Origin of the sequence: Streptomyces thermocarboxydus (assembly GCF_024760485.1) — a bacterium.
GTDB classification, from domain to species: domain Bacteria; phylum Actinomycetota; class Actinomycetes; order Streptomycetales; family Streptomycetaceae; genus Streptomyces; species Streptomyces cellulosae.
On record NZ_CP058273.1, the window covers coordinates 5,900,607 to 5,920,032 of the forward strand.

Consider the following 19,426-nt stretch of genomic DNA (forward strand, 5'->3'; position numbering starts at 1 on the left):
CTCCGGTTTCTGGTGTTACTTGGTTTTACCAAGTGGGTGCTTGGAAAGTCCAACGACATGTCTAGACTGCGAGGCATGCCACCTCGCCGAAGCTACGACCAGTACTGCTCCGCCGCCCGCGCGCTCGACGTCGTCGGCGACCGCTGGACCCTGCTGATCGTCCGGGAACTGCTGGCCGGACCGCGCCGCTACACCGATCTGCACGCGGACCTGCCGGGCGTCAGCACGGACGTACTGGCCTCACGGCTGAAGGACATGGAACGCGACGGCCTCACCACCCGCCGCCGCCTTCCGCCTCCTGGCGCGGCGTACGTCTACGAACTCACCACCCGAGGACGTGAGTTGCTGCCTGTCCTTCAGGCGCTGGGCACCTGGGGCCAGGCGGAACTCGGCGAACGCCGGCCCACCGACGCGGTCCGCGCCCACTGGTTCGCCCTGCCGCTGCTGCGGGCGCTGGAGGGGGAGGGGCTGGTCGAAGTGCGCCTGGACGAGGGGTGCTTCCACGTCCACGCCGGCTCGACCGAAGGCCCCGTCTACGGAGACGGCCCGGCCCCCGCCGTCCCGGACGCGGTCCTCACCCTCGACACCCCGACCTGCATCGCCCTCAGCCGGGGCGACCTGCCTCTCGCGGAGGCGATCCGGGACGGCCGCGTCGAGGTGACCGGCGACAGCCCGCTCGCCAAGCAGCTCAGGGAGTCCTGACAGCGGGGCGTCACGCCTCGGCGAACCGCGCCGCGAGCTCCCGATGCCGGGCGGCGGCCTGCCTGGCCTGATCCGGGCCGACGGCGGCTCCCGGCATCCCGGCCAGCCGTTCGACCCACTCGGCGAGGCGCAGATGCTCATGCTGCGCATGCTCCCGGCAGGCGAGACAGGTGACCTTGTCCGGCCGCGGCGAGGTCATCGCGCAGGGCACGCGCACCCCGCACCCGGTGGTCACCTCACGGGGCAGGTCACCCGCGAGCCCGAACGTGGACGCCAGCGCGCCCCGGACGACCACGGCGTCCCGTCCCGCCTCGGCGGCGACATGAACATGCGGATCGCTGCCCTCCATCATCCGCCCATACTCCTCCGAACGACGACGGTTCGGCACCCGTCACCCGTGATCTCTGCCGGAGTGCGGCAATGATGGGGTGCCGGAGCCCGTGACAAGCTCCCGACCATGGGGTGGAGCTACAAGGTGCACGGGGGGATCGCGCTCGCGCTGAGCGCCCTGTTTCTGCTGTCGGCGGTGCTCGCCTGGATGCCGTGGGCCTCCTGGCCGGCCGGTATGACATGGATGGCGGCTGCGGCGTTGTCCCTCCCCGTCGCGCTGGCCGCGGTGGGGCGTGTGCTCCTTACCCGCGCCGACAGGAAGACGCTCTGGCTCTCCTTCCGCTGCCTGCCCGGTCGGCTGCAGGCCGTGCTCGGTGTGCTGGCCGTCACCGGTGTGCTGATGGCGGTGATCGGCGCGTCACAGGAGAACAACCTGCAGACGGACGGGGTGGAGGACGGCCGCCACTACGTCTACGACACGACCCCCCTCCACCGGGGACGTGCCGAGGTCTCGAGCAGTGCCTACGCGGACGTACTGCGGCGGGAGCAGCGCAGCTTGATGCCCGTCTTCGGAGCGGTCCTCGCCGGCGGCGCCTACGCGGTGTTCACCGCCGGTGAACTACGCCGAGCCGACGCCCGCGCCAAGCGCACCCCCGCGGCCTAGACGCGCGGAAGGCCCGCACAAAGGCGGGCCTTCCAACCAGCAACCGGCGCGATCCTTACGCCCCCGGCGGCACATGCCGCGGGCGTCCCGGCCCCCGCGTCAAGCGGTAGCCGAAGACGCCCGCCAGGGCCGCCAGCGCGCCGCCGGCCGCCGTCCAGACCCAGCGGTCCGACCACCAGCCCGACGTCCAGCCGTCCTCCGGCTCCAGATCCGCCAGGACGGCGGACGCGGAGTCGTCCGCGTCCTCCTCCGGACGGGACGCGATGCCCGGCACCAGCGGCTCCGACAGGGAGCCGTCCACCGCTGCCGCGCCGCCGATGTCCTTGGACTCGACGCGCAGTTCGGTCTCGACCGGCTGGCCCAGGTCGTCCGCCGACAGCTTCAGGGCGGTCAGGCGCACGTAGTACGTGCCGGGAAGCGGGTCGTTGGCCCACGGCTCCGACCAGGCGCGGACCGTGCGCAGCACGCACGCCAGCTCCACGCTCGTCGTGCCCGCGCCCGCCGTGCGGGTCTGCGCGCCGTACTGGCAGGCCTGGCGGCGGCGCAGGCCGTCGTACACGTCGACCTGCCACGTCTCGGAGGCGTGGCCCTCCGGCAGCTTCACGGTCGCGCGGACCGTGGGCCGCTGCCCGGCGTCCGCGGGGAACGACCAGTACAGGTAGTCACCCGTGGAGGCCCGCGCCGTGGCGGTCTGCCCCTGTTCGACCTCCGTCGCGGTGCGGAACGACGTTCCCGCCCGGGTGGGGCCGGCGCTGTCGCCGGAAGCCTCCGGGGACGGGGAGGAGTCCGCCGCGGCGGGCGCGACGGCCAGGCCCAGCGTCAGCAGGGCGGCACTCAATATTCGTACGGCGCGCATCAGTTCGTCCTCCAGACAGCGACCCGCCAGCGGGACAGCCAGCCCCAGACGAGACCGGCGAGGAAGCCGGCCACGACCAGCGCGCCGAGCAGCCACCAGCCCCGGCCGAGGCCGAAGGAGGCGACGTCGGACGCGTTGTCCGGGCCGTCGACGACGTCGACCGTCAGTTCCAGCGGCAGACCGGGCGTGGTCTTCACCCCGGCGTCCGCCGAGAAGGAGGTGGTCACGCCGAGGCACACCGTCTCCGCCGCGGGCTTGTCGCTGTCGTCGTCGTCACGCTCCGGCTTGGGGTAGCGCAGACCCGTGGACATCACGTCCGTACGGCCGTTGCCCGTGGCCTCGCCGCGCACGATCTCCCGGCCGTGCACGGTCACGGCGCGCAACAGCACGCCGTAGTCGGGACGCACCGCGCGGTCCGCGGCGACGCTCACCGAGGCGCGCAGCTCCTGCCCGGCGAGCAGCTCCACGCGGTACCAGCGCTGCTGGCCGAACTCCTCACGGTCGGTGTAGAGACCGGACTGCAGCACGGGCGCCTTGTCGCAGGAGCCGGCGCCCTCGGTGGCCACCGGGGTCACCACCGGCTCGGCCGCACGGTCCACCAACTCGTTGACCCGGTCGGTGAGTTCGTCCTGGTGCTCGACGGAGGTGTACGTGCCGCCGGTCGCCTCGGCGATACAGCTGAGCTGCCGGCTCAGCTTGGCGGTCGGCACCAGGCCCAGCGTGTCGATGGTCAGGCCGATGCCCTTGGCCGCGATCTCGCGGGCCACCTCGCACGGGTCGAGCGGGGCGCAGGTGTCCTCGCCGTCGCTGATCAGCACGATCCGCTTCGAGCCGTCGCCGCCGTCGAGGTCGTCGGCCGCCTGCAGCAGCGCCGGCCCGATCGGGGTCCAGCCGGTCGGGACGAGGGTCGCCACCGCCGTCTTCGCCTCGGTGCGGTCCAGCGGTCCGACCGGGTAGAGCTGCGCGGTGTCCTTGCAGCCCTCCTTGCGGTCGTCGCCGGCGTAGTCCGCGCCGAGGGTGCGGATGCCGAGCTGCACCTCCTCCGGCGTCGCGTCCAGCACCTCGTTGAACGCCTGCTTCGCCGCCGCCATGCGGGACTGGCCGTCGATGTCCTTGGCGCGCATCGAGCCGCTCACGTCGAGGACGAGGTCGACCTTGGGCGCGTCCTGGCCCGTGGGTTCACCGGCGGCCGCCCCGGCAGGGAAGGCGATCCCGGCCGTCAGGGCGGCGAGCAGGGCTATGGCGCCTGCCACCGGCCGTGTTCTTCTGATCATCGGCGGATCCTATTGATCAGGAGCGCCGCACTCCAAAACGGTCCGTCATCCGGGCCCGAAGCGAAAGGGATTGGGCAGTTCTGCCCACTGGTCGCCCGCGGTGCCCGGCGACAGCCGCATCAGCGTCAGCGCCTTCGCGGGCAGCGGCCCGTCGAGCAGCGCTGCCAGGTCCGGGGTGCGGGGCAGCTCCCGTACGGCGTCCTCCAGCGCCGCCCGCAGCGCCGTACCGGACCCCGCCGTCCCGGCCAGCGCGCCCGCCACCAGCGAGCCGAACAGCTTGCGGCGCAGCACCACGGGATCGTCCGTGACCATACGGTCCGGCACGTCCGGCACCGGGATGCCGTGCCGGGCCAGGCGCGCCGGTGAGACGCGCAGATCGGCGAGGTCCCGGTAGACCAGCCGTACCGGCTCCCCGTCCGGCGACAGCACCACGAGCAGGTTCTGCCCGTGCGCCTCCAGTGCCACCCCCAGGTCCAGCAGCCGCAGACACGCCGTGAGCGCCAGCCGGGCGAGACGGGCCAGGCGCGTGGGGGAGCGGGGCAGACCCGCGGCCTCCAGCGCCGCGATCGGTACCGCCCGCTCCCCGGGGCCCGCGTACTCCTCCGGTGACTCCCGCAGCAGCGCCGTCAGATCGGGCGACCCGGCCGCCACCGCGCCCAGCGTGCGGGTGATGCACAGCAGTCCGTCCGTGCGCTCCGCCACCGCCTGCCCGAAGTCGGAGAGGACAGCCGACGCCGCCACGGACCCCAGTGAGATGTCCCGCACCGAGGACGTCAGGCGGGCGCTCAGCGCCGTCTTCACATGCGGCCCGTCCGGCAGCGCGAGCGTGCGCAGCGCCATCAGGGGATGCGCCGCGAGCGTCCCCTCGCGCGCCGGCGCGCCCGCCCCCTTCAGCACATGCGCCGCCTGCCACGGATGCACCGGCACCAGCACCCGCTCCCCGTCCCGCAGCCACTCCGGCCACACCCCCGACACCAGGCACTCCCCGGCCGGAACCGGCAGCAGCCCCAGCTCCACCACCGGCCGGTGCTCGGGGCCGTACGCGAGCTGTTCGGCCGCCGAGAAGCCGGGCCGTGAACGGCAGTTCGGGTGGAAAGGGTGCCCGTCGGCCACCCGCTGCTCCCACTCCCAGTCCCGCTCCGGCACCCCGTCGCCCGAGCCCGCGAAGCCCCGCTGCCCCGCCCGCGACAGCGCCAACGAGGCGGTACTGTGCGCCAGTTCACCCGCGAACGAACCCGAGTGCGGCACCGCGAGGTCCGCCATCAGCCGCGCTGGATCGTCGTACTCCGTCCCGTCCAGGCGTACGGCGGTCACGCCGTCGTCCGTCGCGTACGGATCCGGCACCGGACCCTCCAGCCGCCGCCCGTCCGCCAGCCGCAGCACCACCCCCGACCGGGTGTCCTCCCGTCCGGTGACCCACGGCAGCGGGTCGTGCGTCAGCCCCCGCCACAGCCGGGTCAGCACCGCCGCCCTCGCGCCGGGCAGCGCCTGCCTGTACGCCGGGAGCAGAGCCGGCCGTACGACGGCCAACTCCTCGGCGATCTCGGCCTCGGCGGTGGCGGGACGCGGCACGGGCACACTCCTCGGATCGGCGGAAAGGAGGGACGTACAGGGGGACGATGCCAGACATACTGATCGTCTCCGCCGGACAGACGTAGGGAACCAGAACGCGTGGACCTGATGCACCCGCCCGCAGACGACGACGCGGCGAGCCGCGCCGGACCGGCCGGGCGCGCCGACGCCCACGCCGCCGTGCCGCTGCTGAACTGCCTGCTGCGTGAAGTCGCCGAACCCCTGTCCGGGCCCGCCAGCCCGGACGGCCCGCGAACCTACCGGCTGCCCCACAGCCGGCGGCTGCTGCGCGTGCGCGGCGCCCGCCGCCCCACCGCGCCCGAGGTGCACACCGCCGGGTCCTGGCACCGCCTCACCCACACCGAACTGGTCAAACTCGTCGCCGAGGAACTCCGCCGGCACACCGGCCGCTCCAACCACGAACTGCCCGCCGAGATGCTCGACAGCCGCGACGCCGTCGCCGCGCTGCTCGCCGCCCGCGACCGCGCCGACCCGCCCGACGACCTCTATCTGCGCTCCGAGCAGTCCCTGCTCACCGGCCACACCCACCACCCCGCCCCCAAGGCCCGCGGCGGCGGTCCCGCGGCCGCCTGGCTGCCGTACGCGCCCGAGGCGTACGCCCGCTTCCCGCTGGCGCTGCTGGGCGTGCGCGAGGACACCCTGCTGGACGAGGGCGACACCGCCGCCCTGGACGGCCTCGGCGCCGCCCCGCCCGGCTACCGGCTGCTTCCCGCCCACCCCTGGCAGCTCGACCTCGCCGCCGACGACCTCGCCCCCGCGTTCGCCGACGGCCGTCTGCTCCGGCTCGGCGAGACGCCCTGGCCGGTGTGGCCCACGGCCGCCGTCCGCACCGTCTACGCGCCCGCCGAGGACCTCTTCCTGAAGTTCAGCCTCGACGTGCGCATCACCAACGACATCCGCCGGCTGTGGCGGCACGACCTGGCGCGCCTGCGCGCCACCGACACGGCCGTGCGGGACGCCTTCGCCGACGCGGGCGCGGCGGGCGGGGCCTGGCTGAGCGACCGGGGGCACCGCACCGCGGACTTCGCCGTAGAACAGCTGGCCGTCGTCGTCCGCGACGGGTTCCGCGGCCGGCTGGTCCCGGGCGCCACCCCCTGCCTGGCCGCCGCCCTGGTCGAGGGCTTCGACGGCGACCCCCTCGCCGCCACCGGCCGGCCCGCCGACTGGTGGGAGGCGTACCTGGCCCATGTGGTGCCCCCGGCGCTCGCCGCCTTCCACCGGCACGGCGTCGTCCTGGAGGCGCACCTGCAGAACACGCTGATCGCCGTCGACGCCGACGGCATGCCCGTGCAGGCCCTCTACCGGGACGCGGAGGGCGTGAAGCTGCTCGCGTCCCCGCACCGCCCCGACGGCCTGCCCACGGTGACCCGGGAGGCCGGGTGGGAGCGGCTGGTGTACTGCCTGGTCGTCAACCACCTCATGGAGATCGCCGCCGCCCTCGCCGACCACCACCCCGGCCTCGACCCCTGGCCCGCGGTCCGCCGCGAACTGGCACGCAACGATCTCCCCGAGATCCCCGCCCTGCTGACCGCGCCCACCCTCCCCGCCAAGACCAACCTCCTCCTGCGCTGGACCGCCGCCGACGGCGCCGACGCCCGCTACCGGCCGCTGACCAACCCGCTGACGGGCCGGTGAGCGTCTCCCGGGCGGGCCACGGCGGGAGGCGACGGCCGCCCGGATGCCCCAGACTCGGGACAAGGGCGCCAGGCCCCGGGGGGGGGGGATCGCCGTCCGACCGCGCCCAGAGGAGGCGGGCCCGTGCATGACGTGCCGTTCTGGCTGTGGGCCGTGTTCGTCGTCATCGTCGTCGCGTCCCTCGCCGTCGACCTGTTCGCGCACCGCACCGCCCACGCCATCGGCTTCCGCGAGGCGACCGCCTGGAGCGTCGCGTGGATCTCCCTGGCCATCCTCTTCGGCGGGGTGGTCTTCCTCGTCGTCGGCACCGACGCGGGCGTGGAGTACACCACCGCGTGGCTGCTGGAGAAGAGCCTGTCCGTCGACAACCTCTTCGTCTTCGCGCTGATCTTCAGCTACTTCCAGGTGCCACGCGCCTACCAGCACCGCGTGCTCTTCCTCGGCGTCCTGGGCGCCCTGGTCTTCCGCGGTCTGTTCCTCGCCGCCGGTGTGGCCGTCGTCAGCCGCTTCACCGCCGTGCTGTACGTCTTCGCCGCGGTCCTCTTCTGGAGCACCTACAAGATCCTCAAAGGGGAGGACGAGAACTTCGACCCGGGGAAGAGCGTCGCGGTCCGGCTGCTGCGCAAGGTGATCCCTGTCCGTGACGAGTACGCGGGACCGCACTTCTTCGTGAAGGAGGCGGGCAAACGGGTGGCGACCCCGCTGTTCGCGGTCGTCGCCGCCATCGAGGCCGCCGACCTGGTCTTCGCCGTCGACAGCGTGCCCGCCGTCCTCGCCGTCAGCAGCGACGTGTTCATCGTCTACACCAGCAACGCCTTCGCCATCCTCGGCCTGCGCGCCCTGTACTTCATGCTGGCCGGCCTCCTCGACCGTTTCCACTACCTCAGTGTCGGCCTCGCGGTGATCCTCGGCTTCATCGGCGTCAAGCTGGTCCTCCAGGCGACCCACGAGACGGTCAGCACCGCCGTCCCCGAGATCCCGTCCCTGGTCAGCCTGGCCGTGATCGTCGTCGTCCTGGCCGTGTCGATCACGGTCAGCGTGCTGCGGCCACCGGCCGAGCAGGACAAAACCGGGTAAAGCGGGCGTAAAGTGGGTGTATGACAAGCGACCGCAAGCGCGACGGGACCCGGCCCACCGAGCTGCTGTGCGCCTCGTGCGGCAGGCCGGTGGAGACTGTCGTCACCCGGCACAAGACCTTCGGCATCAACGTCCCGCAGTGGCGGGCCGGCCCCTGCCACAACCCCGACTGCGCCGACTACGCCCCCGAGATGGTCCCGGCGGACAGTCTCCGCCGCCCTGAGCAGGGGGAGCGGCGGACGGAGGAACGCCGTAAGGAGGCAGGTCCGCACGCCTGACCGTCCCAGCCGCCCCACCCCGCGCGGTTAGGATTCCTGTCCGACGTCGAACGAGGATGGGGTGGCCCGGAGCATGCTGAAGCAGGTCACCGCCACCCGGTACGTCGAGCCCCTGCACTCCGGGGGTTCCGTGCCGGGCGTCGTCGAGGCGGACGACCTGGGCACGTACGTCGTCAAGTTCACCGGCTCCGCGCAGGGCCGCAAGGCGCTGGTCGCCGAGGTGATCGTCGGCGAGCTGGCGCGGGCGCTCGGACTGCGGTTCCCGGAACTGGTGCTGGTGCACTTCGACCCGGCGATCGCGGACGCCGAGCCCCACCAGGAGGTCCGCGACCTGCACGCCTCCAGCGCCGGGGTCAACCTCGGCATGGACCATCTGCCGGGCGCGCGCGACTTCACCCCCGAGGCGGCCGAGACGTTCACCGTCGATCCGCTGGAGGCCGGGCGGATCGTGTGGCTCGACGCGCTCACCGCGAACGTCGACCGCACCGTGCACAGCTCCAACCTGCTGCTGTGGCCCACCCTCGGCGTCACCCCGCCCCGGCTGTGGCTGATCGACCACGGCGCGGCGCTCGTCTTCCACCACCGCTGGGACGCCGGCGACCCCACGAAGGCGTACGACTTCCGCCACCATGCCCTCGGCCGGTACGGGCCCGACGTGCGCGCCGCCGACGCGGAGCTGGCGCCCCGGGTGACGGAGGAGCTGCTGCGGTCGATCGTGGACGAGGTGCCCGACGCCTGGCTGGACGGCGAGCCCGGGTTCGCCTCGCCCGAGGCGGTCCGCGCCGCGTACGTGGACCACCTGCACGCGCGGGCACGGGCGTCCGGTGCCTGGCTGCCCCTCGACTTCCCCACGGCCGACCAGATCGCCGCGGAGAACGCCGCCCGCGCGGCACGGACGCAACGGGGCCGCCCGGCCTGGCTCAAGCAGGTGCCCGATCTGCACGGCCGGCCGGCGGTGGAACAGGACGGGACGGTGCACCTGCGATGACGGCCGACGCGCGGCGCGTGGAGATCGAGTACTGCACCCGGTGCCGCTGGCTGCCCCGGGCGGCCTGGCTGGCGCAGGAGCTGCTGACGACCTTCGAGCAGGAGCTGACCGAGCTGGCGCTCAAGCCCGGCACCGGCGGCGTGTTCGTCGTCCGGGTCGGCGACGAGGTCGTCTGGGACCGGCGCGAGCAGGGCTTCCCGGAGCCGACGGCGGTGAAGCAGGCCGTACGCGACCGAGTGGCCCCGGGGAAACCCCTGGGCCACTCGGAGAAGTGAACCTGCTCAACAGTATTGAGGCGCGTCAGCCCTTGAGCTGCTCGTACGCCGGCAGCGTCAGGAAGTCCGCGTAGTCCTCGTCGAGGGCGACCTTCAGCAGCAGGTCGTGCGCCTGCTGCCAGTTGCCCGCCGCGAACGCCTCCTCGCCGATCTCCGCGCGGATGTTCGCCAGCTCCTCGGCGGCCACCTTCCGGGCCAGCTCGGCGGTGACCTTCTCGCCGTTGTCGAGGACGACACCCGCGTTGATCCACTGCCAGATCTGCGAGCGGGAGATCTCCGCGGTGGCCGCGTCCTCCATCAGGTTGAAGATGGCCACCGCGCCCAGGCCGCGCAGCCACGCCTCGATGTAACGGATGCCGACCTGCACGGCGTTGACCAGACCCGCGTACGTCGGCTTCGCGTCGAGCGAGTCGATCGCGATCAGGTCCTCGGCCTTGACGTCGACGTCCTCGCGCAGCCGGTCCTTCTGGTTCGGCCGGTCGCCGAGCACCCGGTCGAAGGACTCCATCGCGATCGGCACCAGGTCCGGGTGGGCGACCCACGAGCCGTCGAAGCCGTCGTCCGCCTCGCGGTCCTTGTCCGCCTTCACCTTCTCGAAGGCGACCTTGTTGACCTCCTCGTCCCGCCGGGACGGGATGAACGCCGCCATGCCGCCGATCGCGTGCGCGCCGCGCTTGTGGCAGGTACGGACGAGGAGTTCGGTGTACGCCCGCATGAACGGGGCGGTCATCGTCACCGCGTTGCGGTCCGGCAGCACGAACTTCGGCCCGCCGTCACGGAAGTTCTTGACGATGGAGAACAGGTAGTCCCAGCGGCCCGCGTTCAGCCCGGACGCGTGGTCGCGCAGCTCGTGGAGGATCTCCTCCATCTCGTACGCGGCCGTGATCGTCTCGATGAGGACCGTGGCGCGGACGGTGCCCTGGGGGATGCCCAGGTAGTCCTGCGCGAACACGAACACGTCGTTCCACAGCCGCGCCTCGAGGTGCGACTCCGTCTTCGGCAGGTAGAAGTACGGTCCCTTGCCGAGGTCGAGCAGCCGCTTGGCGTTGTGGAAGAAGTACAGGCCGAAGTCGACCAGCGCGCCGGGCACCGGGGTGCCGTCGGGGTCGGTGAGGTGGCGCTCGTCCAGGTGCCAGCCGCGCGGGCGCATGACGACCGTCGCCAGCTCCTCGTCCGGCCGCAGGGCGTACGTCTTGCCCGTGCGCTCGTCGGTGAAGTCGATGCGGCGGGTGTACGCGTCGATCAGGTTGAGCTGGCCGGTGACCACGTTCTCCCAGGTGGGCGCAGACGCGTCCTCGAAGTCCGCGAGCCACACCTTCGCACCGGAGTTGAGCGCGTTGATGGTCATCTTGCGGTCGGTCGGGCCGGTGATCTCGACGCGGCGGTCCTCCAGGGCCGGCGGGGCCGGGGCGACCTTCCAGGAGTCGTCGGCGCGGATCGCGGCCGTCTCCGGCAGGAAGTCGAGGGTGGAGGTGCGGGCGATCTCGGCGCGGCGCTCCGCGCGCCGGGCGAGCAGCTCGTCACGCCGGGGCGTGAACCGGCGGTGCAGCTCCGCCAGGAAGGCGAGGGCCGTCTCGGAGAGGACCTCCTCCTGCCGGGGCAGGGGCTCGGCGTCGACGATGGCCAGCGGGGACGGCGCTGGTGCGGACATCAGCTGTCACTTCCTTCGGCGTGCGGGGGCGCCGGATGCCGGGCGACCCGGGTACGGCGGGAGAGGCCCCTGCGCCGTGCAGAGGGCTCACAGGGCTTCTGATCAGTGGATAGTAGTTTCCTCATAGTGGAAGTTCAATGTTTTGTTGATGTCGAGAGTCCTCATTCAAGGTGCGTCAGATCGGCCTCCGTGTCGATGTCGTACGCCTCCGCGACATCACCGCACTCGACCAGCTCCACGGCGTCCGCGTGCTGCTTGAGATAGGCGCGGGCGCCTCGGTCCCCCGTGGCGGTCGCGGCGATCCCCTCCCAGTGTTCGGCGCCGAACAGCACCGGGTGCCCGCGTACGCCGTCGTACGCCGCCGAGACCAGCGAGCGCGGCGACCGGTACGCGCGCCGCACCCGGGCCACCGCCTCCGGGCCGATCCCCGGCTGGTCCACCAGCAGCACCAGTGCGGCCCGCGCGTCCGTGCCGGCGAGCGCGGTCAGCCCGGCCCGCAGGGACGTGCCCATGCCCTGCTCCCAGTCCGGGTTGTCGATGAGCGCGCAGTCCGGCAGCGTGGCGCGGGCGCGCACCTCTTCGGCGCGCGCCCCCAGCACCACGTGCACGCTCGCGCAGCCGCCCGCGCGCAGCACCTCGGCCGCGTGCTCCACGAGGAGCCGCCCCCGGTGGGGGAGCAGTGCCTTGGGGCGCCCGCCGAGCCTGCGTCCGCCGCCCGCCGCCAGCAACAGGCCGGCCACCCGGTTCTCGTCGTTCGTCATGCGTCCTGCATACCCCACTCGAAGCCGCCCGTCCGGGCGTCCGGCGGAAGGGTGCCCAGGGCCACGGTGTCACGCTCCGGAACAAGTCGATGACGCAGCGGGCTGGCGCAAAGGCCTCGGGGTGGCGTTTACTGGCGCGCACCGGTCCGCGGGGGCGCGTAGGACCGGTCAGGGGAGGCGCACGACGACCTGCCAGGGGGAGGACCGTGTTGCGAGGCGTGGACCAGAGGTGTGTGCCCGGCAGTCAGGTGGATCCGCGGGTGGCGGAGCTGCGCTCCGCGGTCGCCCGCTTACGCCGCCAACTGGCCGCACACCGTGCGGACTTCCGGGACCGGGGCATCGCGGAGGAGGCGCTCGCCACGCTGGCGGGGCTGGCCGCCGCCGATCGCCCCGACATTCCGATGCTGCGTCGCTCCCTGCTGCTGGTCGCCGGAGCGATCGGCTCGGTGAGCGCGCTGGGGGAGGGGTTGCGGCAGCTCCGTGAGGCGGTCGACCTCTTCGGGCCGTCACCGAAGGTGTGACGTACGGGTGTTCGGGGCGCCGGTCTGGCGGGTGATCTGCGGGGCGCGCCTCCGACGCGGGGTGAACGCGGTGTGCTGAGCGCGGCGTGGCCCGTGCCCGGCGCGACGGCAACACGCCCTCAGGCCGCCGGACCCCCCGGGTTCGCCAGCGCCTCGGACAGCTCGCGCGCGATCTCCTGCAGCACAGGCACGATCCTCTCCGTCGCCGACTCCGTGACCCGGCCCGCCGGGCCCGAGATGGAGATGGCCGCCGCCGTCGGCGCGTCCGGCACCGGGACCGCCAGGCAGCGCACGCCGATCTCCTGCTCGTTGTCGTCGATGGCGTACCCCTGCCGGCGCACCTCCTCCAGCGCGGCGAGGAAGCCCTCGGGGGTGGTGATGGTCTTCTCCGTGGCCGCGGGCATGCCCGTACGGCCCAGCAGCGCCCGCACCTCTTCCGGCGGGAACCCGGCCAGCAGCGCCTTGCCCACCCCGGTGGAGTGCGGCAGCACGCGGCGCCCCACCTCGGTGAACATCCGCATCGAGTGCTTCGACGGCACCTGCGCCACGTACACGATCTCGTCCCCGTCCAGCAGGGCCATGTTCGCCGTCTCGCCGGTCTCCTCCACCAGTCGCGCCAGATACGGCCGCGCCCAGGTGCCCAGCAGCCGGGACGCCGACTCGCCGAGGCGGATCAGGCGGGGGCCGAGCGCATACCGCCGGTTGGGCTGCTGGCGTACGTAACCGCAGGCGACCAGCGTGCGCATCAGACGGTGGATCGTCGGCAGGGGCAGGCCGCTGCTGGCGGACAGCTCGCTCAGGCCGACCTCGCCGCCCGCGTCCGCCATCCGCTCCAGCAGGTCAAAGGCGCGCTCGAGGGACTGCACGCCGCCACTGGCGGCGGGCCGGGCGGAGTCGGTGGTGCTGGCGCTGGACGTCGGCACGGCGCGTTCCTTTCGGGACTGGCAGGAGGTCAGAAGCCTACCCGGCGGCCGGTCGGCGGCCCGCTCGTACGGAGCTGCGTTCTGTGTGTCGGAAGTTTAATTCCGCTAGATGGAAACGTCCAGAGGTGACGGTCGCGCCGCCGTGGCGGCAGGAGCACCCTTGACGCGGTGGAGCCCCGACGGCAACACTCCTTCAACAGAACGTTGAATTTTCCGGCGGACCTGCAGGAGGCTCCGGGTGCCCGACGTCGAACTGGTGCTGCGCTCGACCCGCGTCATCACCCCCGAGGGGACGCGCGCCGCGTCCGTCGCCGTGGCCGGCGGCACCGTCACCGCCGTCCTGCCGCACGACGCGCCCGTCCCCGCCGGAGCCCGCCTGGAGGACCTCCGCGACGACGTCCTGCTGCCCGGCCTGGTAGACACCCATGTGCACGTCAACGACCCCGGCCGCACCGAGTGGGAGGGCTTCTGGACCGCCACCCGCGCGGCCGCCGCCGGCGGCATCACCACGCTGATCGACATGCCGCTCAACTCCCTCCCGCCGACCACGACGGTCGACCATCTGCGCGTCAAGCGGAAGACCGCCGCCGACAAGGCCCACATCGACGTCGGCTTCTGGGGCGGCGCCCTCCCCGACAACACGGCCGACCTGCGCCCGCTGCACGAGGCGGGGGTCTTCGGCTTCAAGGCGTTCCTGTCGCCGTCCGGCGTCGACGAGTTCCCCCACCTCGACGACGACCGGCTCGCCCGCGCACTGCGGGAGATCGCGTCCTTCGGCGGCCTGCTGATCGTGCACGCCGAGGACCCGCGCCAGCTCGACGGCGCCCCGCAGCGCGGCGGCCCCCGCTACGCCGACTTCCTCGCCTCCCGCCCCCGCCGCGCCGAGGACACGGCCATCGCGCGGCTCCTCGAACAGGCCCGGCGGTTCGACGCCCGCGTGCACGTCCTCCACCTCTCGTCCGCCGACGCGCTGCCCCTCATCGCCGAGGCCAAGGCGGACGGCGTCCGCGTCACCGTAGAGACCTGCCCCCACTACCTCACCCTCAACGCGGAGGAAGTCCCCGACGGGGCCAGCGAGTTCAAGTGCTGCCCGCCCATCCGCGAGGCCGCCAACCAGGACCTCCTCTGGCAGGCCCTGGCCGACGGCACCATCGACTGCGTCGTCACCGACCACTCCCCGTCCACCGCCGACCTCAAGACGGACGACTTCGCGACCGCCTGGGGCGGCATCTCCGGACTCCAGCTCAGCCTCCCCGCCGTCTGGACCGAGGCCCGCAGGCGCGGCCACACCCTGGAGGACGTGGTCCGCTGGACGTCCACGCGCACGGCCGAGCTGGCGGGCCTCGACGCCCGCAAGGGCGCCGTCGCGCCCGGCCACGACGCCGACTTCGCCGTCCTCGCCCCCGACGAGACCTTCACCGTCGACCCGGCCGCCCTCCAGCACCGCAACCGCGTGACCGCCTACGCCGGACGCACCCTGCACGGCGTCGTCCGGTCCACCTGGCTGCGCGGCGAACGCGTCCTGGCCGGCGGCGAGTTCACCGCACCGAAGGGCCGCCTGCTCACCCGGCCCTGACACGACACCCGAAAGCCGGCCCCTCACACGACACCCGAAAGGCAGGACCACATCACCGTGACGGCGATCGAGACCTTCACCGGCGACGCAAGCCCCTACGGCGGCGGCGACCCGTACGCGGACTACCGCACCGCCGACTTCCCCTTCACCCACCTCGCCGACCTCGCCGACCGCCGGCTCGGCGCCGGTGTCATCGCCGCCAACGACGAGTTCTTCGCCGAGCGCGAGAACCTCCTGCTGCCCGGCCGCCCCGTCTTCGACCCCGAACGCTTCGGCCACAAGGGCAAGATCATGGACGGCTGGGAGACCCGCCGGCGGCGCGGCGTCTCCGCCGGCCACCCCTGGCCGGACGACGACGACCACGACTGGGCTCTGATCCGCCTCGGCACGCCCGGCGTCGTCCGCGGCATCGTCGTCGACACCGCCCACTTCCGCGGCAACTACCCGCAGGCGGTCTCCGTCGAGGGCACCGCCGTCGACGGCTCCCCGTCGCCCGAGGACCTGCTCTCCGGAGACGTGAAGTGGACGACGCTGGTGCCCCGCACCCGCATCGGCGGCCACGCGGCCAACGGCTTCGCCGTCACCGCCGAACAGCGTTTCACCCACCTGCGCCTCAACCAGCACCCCGACGGCGGCATCGCCCGTCTGCGCGTGTACGGCGAGGTCGTCCCGGATCTCGCGTGGCTCACCGCGCTCGGCACCTTCGACGTCGTCGCCCTGGAGAACGGCGGCCGCGTCGAGGACGCCTCCGACCGCTTCTACTCGCCCGCCGCCAACACCATCCGCCCGGGCCGCTCCCAGAAGATGGACGACGGCTGGGAGACCCGGCGCCGGCGCGACCACGGCCACGACTGGATCACGTACCGCCTGGTCGCCCAGTCCCAGATCCGCGCCCTGGAGATCGACACCGCCTACCTCAAGGGCAACGCGGCCGGCTGGGCGTCGGTGTCCGTGCGGGACGGCGAGGACGGCGACTGGCGGGAGATCCTGCCCCGCACCCGTCTCCAGCCCGACACCAACCACCGCTTCGTCCTCCCGGACCCGGCGGTCGGCACCCACGCGCGCGTGGACATCCACCCCGACGGGGGCATCTCACGCCTCCGCCTCTTCGGGTCTCTGACGGACCAGGGGACGGCGGCGCTTGAGGCGCGGAGGCAGGAACTCGGGGGCTGAACGCCGGTACCGGTGCCCGTTCCCGAAGGTGCGGGCACCCAGGGCCATGGTCCGGTCAGGCCGCGTGTCCGCCGTCCACCGCCACCTCCGCGCCCGTCACGTACGCGGCGCCCGCCAGGTGGACGACCGTCTCCGCCACCTCCTCCGCCGTGCCGAACCGGCCCAGCGCGGTGGCCGCCGCCTGACCGGCCGCGTAGGGGCCGTCCGCCGGGTTCATCTCCGTGTCGGTCGGCCCCGGATGGACGATGTTCGCGGTGATCCCACGCTCGCCCAGCTCCCGCGCCAGCGCCTTGGTCAGCCCCACCAGCGCCGCCTTGCTCATCGCGTAGAGGGTCCCGCCGGGGCCGGTCACCCGCTGCGCCATGCACGAGCCGACGGTGACGATCCGTCCCCCGCGCTCCATCACCGCGGCCGCGGCGCGTGAGGTGATGAAGACACCGCGCACGTTCACCGCGAGCACCTGGTCGACGTCGGCGGGGGAGAGGGACTCCAGCGGGCCGAGCACGCCGACGCCCGCGTTGTTCACCAGCACGTCCAGGCGGCCCAGTTCCCGGACGGCCGCGGTCACCGCCGAGGCGGCCTCCTCCGGGTCGCCGGCGTCCGCGCGCAGGGCCACCGCGCGGCGCCCCTGCGCCTCGACGGCCCGTACGACGTCCTCCGCGGCCTCCTTGCCGTTCACATACGTCACCGCGACGTCCGCGCCCTCCCGGGCGAGCCGCAGCGCCGTCGCGGCGCCGATGCCGCGGCTGCCCCCGGTGATCAGGGCCGTGCGGCCGAGCAGGGTCTTCTCCGTGGTGTAAGTGGTCACGGGTCCATCCCAGCGGCCGTGACGGCGGGATGCTGGCGGCGATCGGACGTCGGCCTGCCGCGCCGTCAACCGCCCCGGCACTCCCTTGTGTTACATCACGGGAAACTCATCGGACCGGACCGAAAAATCCATGTACTTGACATTGACATGCCAGGGTCTACGCGCGTCATCATGGGGTATGCGATTCCCCCCACGAGCGGCCCGGTCCGGGGCCGCAGCAGCCCTTCTGTCCGTCCTTCTGCTGGGCGGTGGCGGTGTTCTCTCCGCCCCGGCGGCGCACGCCGCACCCGCCCTCCCCGTCGCCGCGTCCGCCGCACCGTCGGTCCTGGCCGTCGGCGACATCTGCTACGGCGACCTGCCGTCGGAGGCGCACGACACCCTCGACCTGATCGAACAGGGCGGCCCGTTCCCGTTCGAGCAGGACGGCACGGTCTTCCAGAACCGGGAGGGCATACTCCCCGACCAGGACACCGGCTACTACCACGAGTACACGGTGATCACGCCCGGTTCCCCCACCCGTGGCGCCCGCCGGATCGTGACCGGTGAGGAGTACCAGGAGGACTACTACACCGCCGACCACTACGCGTCGTTCGACCTGGTCGACTACTCCTGCTGACGGGCCGGCGGGCCGTGGCCGGGCCGGCGGTCCGTGTCCCGCCGGCTGTTCAGCTGCCGGGCTTCCGGGTCTCCGCGACGGCGAACAGGGCGACGCCCAGCACCATCAGGGCGACGCTCGCGTAGATCTCGTAGCCGTCGAGGAACCCGGCCCGCCGCACCAGGCCCCAGTGCCAGTCGGTGAACTCCGTCACCAGACCGGCCACGCCCTGCAGCACGGCCACGAACCCCAGCACTTCCAGCAGTCGTTTCATGCCACCGACTCTCGCCCCGCGGACCCCCCACCCACAACGGCCGCGGGGCGAGGCCTTCCCGACCGAAGTGGGCCTCTCTCCTCCGCCGGGACGCCGAAAGTCTGAGGGCGCGCGACTTTGGTCGACGATCCCGCCCGCGAGGCGCCGCACCGGGCGCCCAGTGCATAGATTTGCCGACTGTGACTGATGACAAGGCGGCGAGTACCGCCCCGGTGTACACGGGGCCCAGATGGTTCTTCCCGTCCGCCCTCATCCACGAGCTCGACCACGACGCGAGCCGCTCCGGCCGCCGCCCCCGGCGCACCGCCCGCGACTGGGTCGTCGACTTCTCCTGTTTCTTCCTCGCCGTCCTGATCGGACTGCTCGGCGCCGAGGCACTGCGGGACAGCACCGGCCTCCCGCACGCCGTCGCCGTCCTCGACCAGGTGTTCGGCGCGCTGTCCTGCGCGGCGGTCTGGCTGCGCCGCCGCCGGCCGTTCGGCCTGGCCGCGGCCATGGTGCCGGTCGGCTTCCTCTCCGAGACCTCGGGCGGGGTCGCGATCATCGCCCTGTTCACGCTCGCCGTGCACCGGCCGTTCCGGTACGTGGCCTGGGTGGCCGGCGCGCAGCTCGCGCTCACGCCGCTGTACTTCTGGTGGCGCCCCGACCCCGACCTGCCGTACGCCGCCGCCGTCGTCCTCCTCGTCGTGCTGACCGTCGCCACGGTCGGCTGGGGCATGTTCGTACGGTCCAAGCGGCAGCTCATGGTCAGCCTGCGGGACCGGGCCCGGCGCGCCGAGACGGAGGCGCGGCTGCGGGCCGAACAGGCGCAGCGGCTCGCCCGTGAGGCCATCGCGCGGGAGATGCACGACGTGCTCGCGCACCGGCTGACGCTGCTCAGCGTGCACGCGGGCGCGCTGGAGTTCCGGCCGGACGCTCCTCGCGACGAGATCGCGCGGGCGGCGGGCGTGATCCGGGAGAGCGCGCATGAGGCGCTCCAGGACCTGCGGGAGATCATCGGGGTGCTGCGGGCCGGCGACAGCGAGGACGCGGGGCGCCCTCAGCCGACGCTCGCGGCGCTGGACACCCTGGTCGCCGAGTCCCGCCAGGCGGGCATGAAGGTCACCTTGGACCAACGCGTCACGTCCGCCGCCTCCGTCCCGGCCTCCGTGGGCCGCACCGCCTACCGCATCGTCCAGGAGGCCCTGACCAACGCCCGCAAGCACGCTCCCGGCGCGGAGGTCAGGGTCGCGGTGGCCGGTGGCCCGGGGGAGGACCTCACCGTGCGGGTGCGCAACCCGCCCCCTGAGGGGGACGTCCCCCCGGTTCCGGGCGCGGGCCAGGGGCTGATCGGCCTGAGGGAGCGGGCCACGCTGGCGGGGGGTTCCCTGGAACACGGCCGGACCCGGGAGGGCGGCTTCGAGGTGAGGGCACGGCTGCCGTGGCGATGAACCTCGCGGCGATCGCGGACGGCACTTTTGCGCGGTCCTCGG

21 protein-coding genes are annotated in these 19,426 nt (G+C 73.2%); 12 read left to right on the forward strand and 9 right to left on the reverse strand.

What is annotated here, in order from left to right; translation table 11 throughout:
• Window positions 1-75 precede the first annotated feature (75 nt).
• Window positions 76-702 (forward strand): HxlR-like winged helix-turn-helix transcriptional regulator, encoded by a 627-nt coding sequence (locus AY578_RS27055; protein WP_019521875.1) that lies wholly within the window; start codon window positions 76-78, stop codon window positions 700-702.
• Between the two features lie 10 nt (window positions 703-712).
• On the opposite strand, the gene AY578_RS27060 is transcribed toward AY578_RS27055, so the two are convergent.
• Window positions 713-1,054: a hypothetical protein gene (locus AY578_RS27060; protein WP_136239006.1), complete on the reverse strand. Its 342-nt coding sequence runs from the start codon at window positions 1,052-1,054 to the stop codon at window positions 713-715.
• Window positions 1,055-1,159: 105 nt separating this feature from the next.
• Between AY578_RS27060 and AY578_RS27065 the strand changes: the two genes are divergently transcribed.
• Window positions 1,160-1,696 (forward strand): hypothetical protein, encoded by a 537-nt coding sequence (locus AY578_RS27065; RefSeq protein ID WP_019521873.1) that lies wholly within the window; start codon window positions 1,160-1,162, stop codon window positions 1,694-1,696.
• Window positions 1,697-1,751: 55 nt separating this feature from the next.
• On the opposite strand, the gene AY578_RS27070 is transcribed toward AY578_RS27065, so the two are convergent.
• From AY578_RS27070 to AY578_RS27080, 3 genes are read right to left on the reverse strand one after another with little or no spacing between them, the layout of a single operon-like run.
• Window positions 1,752-2,552 (reverse strand): hypothetical protein, encoded by an 801-nt coding sequence (locus tag AY578_RS27070; RefSeq protein WP_026243370.1) that lies wholly within the window; start codon window positions 2,550-2,552, stop codon window positions 1,752-1,754.
• Entirely contained in the window at window positions 2,552-3,826 is a 1,275-nt protein-coding gene (locus AY578_RS27075) for a VWA domain-containing protein (RefSeq protein WP_086020080.1), read from the reverse strand. The genes AY578_RS27070 and AY578_RS27075 overlap by 1 nt, the downstream gene beginning before the upstream one ends.
• A gap of 45 nt (window positions 3,827-3,871) precedes the next feature.
• Window positions 3,872-5,398 (reverse strand): IucA/IucC family protein, encoded by a 1,527-nt coding sequence (locus tag AY578_RS27080; RefSeq protein WP_258905852.1) that lies wholly within the window; start codon window positions 5,396-5,398, stop codon window positions 3,872-3,874.
• A 108-nt stretch (window positions 5,399-5,506) separates the two neighbouring features.
• On the opposite strand from AY578_RS27080, the gene AY578_RS27085 reads away from it, so the two are divergent.
• The 5 genes from AY578_RS27085 (at window position 5,507) to AY578_RS27105 (ending at window position 9,672) form a co-directional block, all read left to right on the forward strand.
• Window positions 5,507-7,054 carry an IucA/IucC family protein gene (locus AY578_RS27085; RefSeq protein ID WP_258907513.1) on the forward strand — a complete coding sequence of 516 codons (1,548 nt, stop codon included), beginning with the start codon at window positions 5,507-5,509 and terminating at the stop codon, window positions 7,052-7,054.
• 123 nt (window positions 7,055-7,177) lie between these two features.
• Complete coding sequence (locus AY578_RS27090) at window positions 7,178-8,131, forward strand: TerC family protein (protein ID WP_258905853.1); 954 nt, start codon at window positions 7,178-7,180, stop codon at window positions 8,129-8,131.
• Window positions 8,132-8,151: 20 nt separating this feature from the next.
• Window positions 8,152-8,409, forward strand: a complete 258-nt coding sequence (locus tag AY578_RS27095; protein WP_019521867.1) for a hypothetical protein — start codon at window positions 8,152-8,154, stop codon at window positions 8,407-8,409.
• Between the two features lie 73 nt (window positions 8,410-8,482).
• Window positions 8,483-9,397, forward strand: coding sequence for a HipA family kinase (locus AY578_RS27100; protein WP_026243369.1), 915 nt, complete (start codon window positions 8,483-8,485; stop codon window positions 9,395-9,397).
• Window positions 9,394-9,672 (forward strand): Rdx family protein, encoded by a 279-nt coding sequence (locus AY578_RS27105; RefSeq protein WP_019521865.1) that lies wholly within the window; start codon window positions 9,394-9,396, stop codon window positions 9,670-9,672. The genes AY578_RS27100 and AY578_RS27105 overlap by 4 nt, the downstream gene beginning before the upstream one ends.
• A gap of 25 nt (window positions 9,673-9,697) precedes the next feature.
• On the opposite strand, the gene aceB is transcribed toward AY578_RS27105, so the two are convergent.
• Together aceB and AY578_RS27115 are read right to left on the reverse strand one after the other, a co-directional pair.
• Complete coding sequence (aceB, locus tag AY578_RS27110) at window positions 9,698-11,323, reverse strand: malate synthase A (protein WP_136239010.1); 1,626 nt, start codon at window positions 11,321-11,323, stop codon at window positions 9,698-9,700.
• Window positions 11,324-11,484: 161 nt separating this feature from the next.
• A complete protein-coding gene (locus tag AY578_RS27115) occupies window positions 11,485-12,084 on the reverse strand; it encodes a nucleotidyltransferase family protein (RefSeq protein WP_258905857.1) in 600 nt (199 codons plus the stop codon).
• A 206-nt stretch (window positions 12,085-12,290) separates the two neighbouring features.
• Here AY578_RS27115 and AY578_RS27120 point away from each other — a divergent pair, with 206 nt between their 5' ends.
• Entirely contained in the window at window positions 12,291-12,605 is a 315-nt protein-coding gene (locus AY578_RS27120; protein WP_161231928.1) for a DUF5955 family protein, read from the forward strand.
• 119 nt (window positions 12,606-12,724) lie between these two features.
• On the opposite strand, the gene AY578_RS27125 is transcribed toward AY578_RS27120, so the two are convergent.
• On the reverse strand, window positions 12,725-13,528 hold the full coding sequence (locus AY578_RS27125; RefSeq protein ID WP_019521861.1) for an IclR family transcriptional regulator: 804 nt from the start codon (window positions 13,526-13,528) through the stop codon (window positions 12,725-12,727).
• Window positions 13,529-13,766: 238 nt separating this feature from the next.
• On the opposite strand from AY578_RS27125, the gene allB reads away from it, so the two are divergent.
• Together allB and alc are read left to right on the forward strand one after the other, a co-directional pair.
• Window positions 13,767-15,104, forward strand: a complete 1,338-nt coding sequence (gene allB / locus AY578_RS27130; RefSeq protein ID WP_258905860.1) for an allantoinase AllB — start codon at window positions 13,767-13,769, stop codon at window positions 15,102-15,104.
• Window positions 15,105-15,161: 57 nt separating this feature from the next.
• Complete coding sequence (gene alc, locus AY578_RS27135; protein WP_028961491.1) at window positions 15,162-16,277, forward strand: allantoicase; 1,116 nt, start codon at window positions 15,162-15,164, stop codon at window positions 16,275-16,277.
• A 55-nt stretch (window positions 16,278-16,332) separates the two neighbouring features.
• On the opposite strand, the gene AY578_RS27140 is transcribed toward alc, so the two are convergent.
• A complete protein-coding gene (locus AY578_RS27140; RefSeq protein WP_258905863.1) occupies window positions 16,333-17,085 on the reverse strand; it encodes an SDR family NAD(P)-dependent oxidoreductase in 753 nt (250 codons plus the stop codon).
• Between the two features lie 178 nt (window positions 17,086-17,263).
• Between AY578_RS27140 and AY578_RS27145 the strand changes: the two genes are divergently transcribed.
• Window positions 17,264-17,701 carry a guanyl-specific ribonuclease gene (locus AY578_RS27145; protein WP_136239014.1) on the forward strand — a complete coding sequence of 146 codons (438 nt, stop codon included), beginning with the start codon at window positions 17,264-17,266 and terminating at the stop codon, window positions 17,699-17,701.
• A gap of 49 nt (window positions 17,702-17,750) precedes the next feature.
• Here the strand turns inward: AY578_RS27145 and AY578_RS27150 are convergent, their stop codons facing one another.
• Window positions 17,751-17,954: a hypothetical protein gene (locus AY578_RS27150; RefSeq protein ID WP_137209590.1), complete on the reverse strand. Its 204-nt coding sequence runs from the start codon at window positions 17,952-17,954 to the stop codon at window positions 17,751-17,753.
• A gap of 179 nt (window positions 17,955-18,133) precedes the next feature.
• Between AY578_RS27150 and AY578_RS27155 the strand changes: the two genes are divergently transcribed.
• Complete coding sequence (locus AY578_RS27155; protein ID WP_037954501.1) at window positions 18,134-19,384, forward strand: sensor histidine kinase; 1,251 nt, start codon at window positions 18,134-18,136, stop codon at window positions 19,382-19,384.
• The last annotated feature ends 42 nt before the right edge of the window (window positions 19,385-19,426 follow it).